The 3861-nt window shown below is 71.9% G+C and carries 4 protein-coding genes and 1 pseudogene; 3 read left to right on the forward strand and 2 right to left on the reverse strand.

Features of this window, described 5'->3' with window-relative positions:
* The 3 genes from HLK59_RS48775 to HLK59_RS48785 all read left to right on the forward strand — a co-directional run bounded on the left by HLK59_RS48775 (position 1) and on the right by HLK59_RS48785 (position 1428).
* The gene (locus HLK59_RS48775; RefSeq protein ID WP_346780005.1) at positions 1–405 is read left to right on the forward strand and encodes a DUF6153 family protein; all 405 of its coding nucleotides are present in this window, start codon (positions 1–3) and stop codon (positions 403–405) included.
* A 70-nt stretch (positions 406–475) separates the two neighbouring features.
* Complete coding sequence (locus HLK59_RS48780) at positions 476–1075, forward strand: DUF305 domain-containing protein (RefSeq protein WP_171148131.1); 600 nt, start codon at positions 476–478, stop codon at positions 1073–1075.
* Between the two features lie 23 nt (positions 1076–1098).
* Positions 1099–1428: a MazG-like family protein gene (locus tag HLK59_RS48785; RefSeq protein ID WP_171148132.1), complete on the forward strand. Its 330-nt coding sequence runs from the start codon at positions 1099–1101 to the stop codon at positions 1426–1428.
* Here HLK59_RS48785 and HLK59_RS48790 read toward each other — a convergent pair.
* On the reverse strand, positions 1400–2680 hold the full coding sequence (locus HLK59_RS48790) for a hypothetical protein (protein WP_171148133.1): 1281 nt from the start codon (positions 2678–2680) through the stop codon (positions 1400–1402). The genes HLK59_RS48785 and HLK59_RS48790 overlap by 29 nt on opposite strands.
* 1 nt (position 2681) lies before the next feature.
* Positions 2682–3770, reverse strand: a pseudogene (locus HLK59_RS48795) (dipeptidase); the annotation flags it as partial.
* Positions 3771–3861 lie beyond the last annotated feature (91 nt).

The raw sequence follows: 3861 nt of genomic DNA on the forward strand, positions 1-3861 counted from the left end.
GTGCATGCCCATCAGCCCCGCCCCGCGCGACCGCCCCTGTGGCGGTGGCGGGTGCTGCTCGTGCTGGCTCTGCTGGCGGGGCTGATGGGCATGCACGCCCTGGCCCCGGGCGCGGCGGTCGCCGACGAGCACCCGCACGCCCCGTCGATGGCCGCCGCCGTCTCCGTGGTGGCCGCTCATGACGGGTGCGACGGAGCGGGTCACTGCGGCTCGGGCCACGTCTCGCACGCCGACGCCACCTGCGCGGCGGCCGCGGTCAGCGGTGGGCCGACGCTGCCCGCGCTCGTGCCCGACCCGGTCGCCGGCGTCGTACGGGAGGAAGCACCGCGCGCGTACGCCGGCTCGGACCCGGAAGGCGCTCGCGCTCCCCCGTCCCTGGCGGAACTCCAACTCCTGCGGATCTAGACACCGCGCCGCGCACCTCGGTGTGCGCGTCGGCATGTCCAGATCCCTTTCATCCAGCAGGAGTTCAAGCATGAGCACCACCCGTACGCGCCGTGCCGCCCTCATGGCGGCGACCGTCACCGCCGCCCTCGTCCTGGCGGCCTGCGGTGACGCCGGCAGCGGTCACGAGAGCGGTCACAGCTCCCCCTCGTCGTCCGCCGCTTCCCACAACGCCCAGGACGTCTCCTTCGCGCAGGGCATGATCCCCCACCACCGCCAGGCCCTGGAGATGGCGGAACTCGCCGCCGACCGGGCCTCGTCCGCCGAGGTGAAGGACCTCGCGGCCCGCATCGAGAAGGCTCAGGACCCGGAGATCGAGACGATGTCCGGCTGGCTGAAGTCCTGGGGCGAGGAAACGCCGGGCATGGAGCACAACGCGCATTCCGGTATGCCCGGTATGCCCGGTATGATGGACGGCGCCGAGATGACGAAGCTGGAGAAGGCGTCCGGCGACGCGTTCGACGCCCTGTTCCTGAAGCTGATGGTCGAGCACCACGAGGGTGCCGTCGACATGGCCGAGACAGAGAAGGCGAAGGGTAAGTACCGGCCCGCCACCGCCATGGCCGACGACATCGTCACCGCGCAGACCGCCGAGATCGAGGAGATGGACAAGCTGCTCGGCGACGGCTGAGCGGACCGTGCCAAGCTGCGTCCATGAGTGATCAGGACCCCGACATCTGGTCGGGCATCGACGCCCTGTGGACGTGGCTCGAGTCGAACCGCCCGCTCGGCGGACAACAGGACCTCCTCCTACGGCTGTTGAAGCTGTCGGAGGAGGTCGGCGAGGTGGCCGAGGCGGTGATCGGCGCGATGAACCAGAACCCGCGCAAGGGCACGTCCCACACCTGGGACGACGTCCGGAGCGAGCTGTGCGACGTCGTCATCACCGCCCTGGTCGCCCTGCGCACGCTGACGCCGGACACCCGGGAGGTGTTCGACCGGCACCTGGCCGGGGTCATGGAACGCTCGCTGGGTCCTCGCTAGGTTCCGCCGCCAGGAACTCCACCACCGCCAGGGCGAAGAGCAGCGCGAGCGCGAGGCCCACGACCACCCAGCCGGTCGGGTACGACCACAGCAGGTAGGCCAGGACGGCGGCGGCGACCAGCGCCCAGACGATCCATTCGCGGTACCGGCGGACGAAGGGGCCGACCGGACCGGTCCGCAGCCCGGCGCGGTCGGCGACACCCCGTACGGCCTCGATGCACGAGGTCCACAGCCGGCGCACCAGCGTCGCCCTGCGGCCCGGTCCGGTGAGCCACGCCGCCAGCGCGAGCACCGCGCCCAGGGCGACCACCACCCGGACCGCCCGCCGCAGGAACCGGGTCAGCGTGTCGTACACGGATCCGGCGGCGGCCTGCGAGATACCGGCGGGCAGGGCGTCGAGGTAGATCACCCGGGCGACGGTGAGGCCGATGCCGAGCAGCGCGGTGGCGAGGGCGAAGCCGATCGCCGCGGCGATCAGGGCCCTGCGGCGGCGGCCCGCGAGCAGGACACCGGCGGCGACCAGGGCCATGGCGAGGACCGGCAGCCAGGTGCCGGCCAGCTGCAACAGCCGGAAGTAGGTGCGGACTTGGCCGATGTCGTCGGCCTTGACCAGGGTGAAGTTGGTGTGGACCTGCGGGATCTTCGCGGCGACGGTCATTCCGTCGTCCACCAGGCGCTCTTTGACCCGTTCCACGACCGGGGCGAGGTCGAGGGTGACGGTGTCCTCGTCGATCTTCACGGCTCCGCCGCCGCTGCCGGTGAGCGCCTTGTCCACCGCGCTGTGGACACGGCGGTTGGCGTCGGTCCAGATGCCGTGGAAGGCGTCCGAGGCGATGACGGCCTGCGCCTTGTCGTGCACGAAGCTGCGCACGGCGTCCTCGATCGAGTCCCCGAGCTTGCCCAACACCTTTTCCAGGCGGGGGCGTTCGGCGGGCGCGGCGCCGGAGAGCAGGGCGGTCAGATCGAGGTGGGTCATCACCGCGTCGGTGACGCGCCGGGCCGCCGCGTCCTGGATGTCGGGGTCGGAGGCGAGCGGCTCGACGGTCTTGACGTAGCGGTCCGTGTCGCCGATGACGTCGGCGGTCCACGCGGCGACGACGGACAGCGGGGCGAGCACACATCCGAGGATCACGAGCAGGGTGGCGAGGAGTGATCGCGCCCGGTGTTTACGGGGACGCCGCTGGGACTCCAACTGGGCTACCCGCGCGCGGAGTCGCTGAAGTTCGTCGCCTTCGTCGGCCGACTGAGTCATGTCAGCGCCGATGTCCGGCCGCGTACTCCCGCAGGAACAGCGCCTCCACGTGGGCCATGTGCTCGATCTCGCTCGGATCGACGCTCTCGTTGGGGGCGTGGATGAGGCAGCGGGGTTCCTCGACGCCCATCAGGACGATCTCGGCACGGGGGTAGGTCGTGGCGAGGACGTTGCACAGCGGGATGGAGCCGCCCTGCCCGAGGAAGGCGAGGGGTGTGCCGTACACCTGCTCCATGGCCTTGCCGAGGGCCGTGTAGGCGGGGCCGTCGGTGGCGGCCTCGAACGGGGAGCCGGTGCCCTCGGTCTCGACGGTGACCCGCGCGCCCCAGGGGGCGGCGTCCGTCAGGTGCCGGGTGAGGGTCTCGCGGGCCAGCTCGGCGTCCGTGCCGGGCGGGACGCGCAGGCTGACCCGGGCGCGGGCGGTGGGCGGTACGGCGGCGGCGGAGCCGACGACCGGCGGGCAGTCGATGCCGAGGACGGTGACGGCCGGGCGTGCCCAGAGGCGGTCGGCGACCGTGCCGGTGCCGGTGAGCCGTACGCCGTCCAGGACGCCGGCGTCCGCGCGGAACTGCGCCTCGTCGTAGCCGACCCCGGGCCAAGTGCGCTCGCAGTCAAGGCCGTTGATCCGGGTGGCGCCGGTCTCGGGGTCACGGAGGGTGGCGAGCATCTGGATCAGGGCGGCGAGGGCGTCGGGGGCGGGGCCGCCGAACATGCCGGAGTGCACCTCGCCCCGGAGCGTCTCGACGGTGACGACGAGGTTGGCGAGGCCGCGCAGGGTGATGGTCGCGGTGCCGGTGCCGACCTCGGCGTTGCCGGTGTCGCACACCAGCAGGGCGTCGGCGAGGAACTGCTCCGGGTGCTGGGCGACGTAGGCCTCCAGCCCTCCGGTGCCCTGCTCCTCGGAGCCCTCCGCGACGAACTTGAGGCCCACCGGGATGTCCTCGCCGAGCGCCCTGAGCGCGGTGAGGTGCATGACGATGTTGCCCTTGCAGTCGGCGGTGCCGCGCCCGTACCAGCGGCCGTCGTCGCCTTCGGTGAGGGTGAAGGGCGGGGTCCTCCAGGCGGATTCGTCGAGCGGGGGCTGGACGTCGTCGATCTCTTATACACATCTGCGAGCCCCCGAGACGCCTGAGCATCGCGTCTGCCGTCTACTGGTTGATACAAGAACACGAAAGCCCTGC

This window comes from Streptomyces sp. S3(2020) (genome assembly GCF_013044505.1).
Lineage (GTDB): Bacteria > Actinomycetota > Actinomycetes > Streptomycetales > Streptomycetaceae > Streptomyces.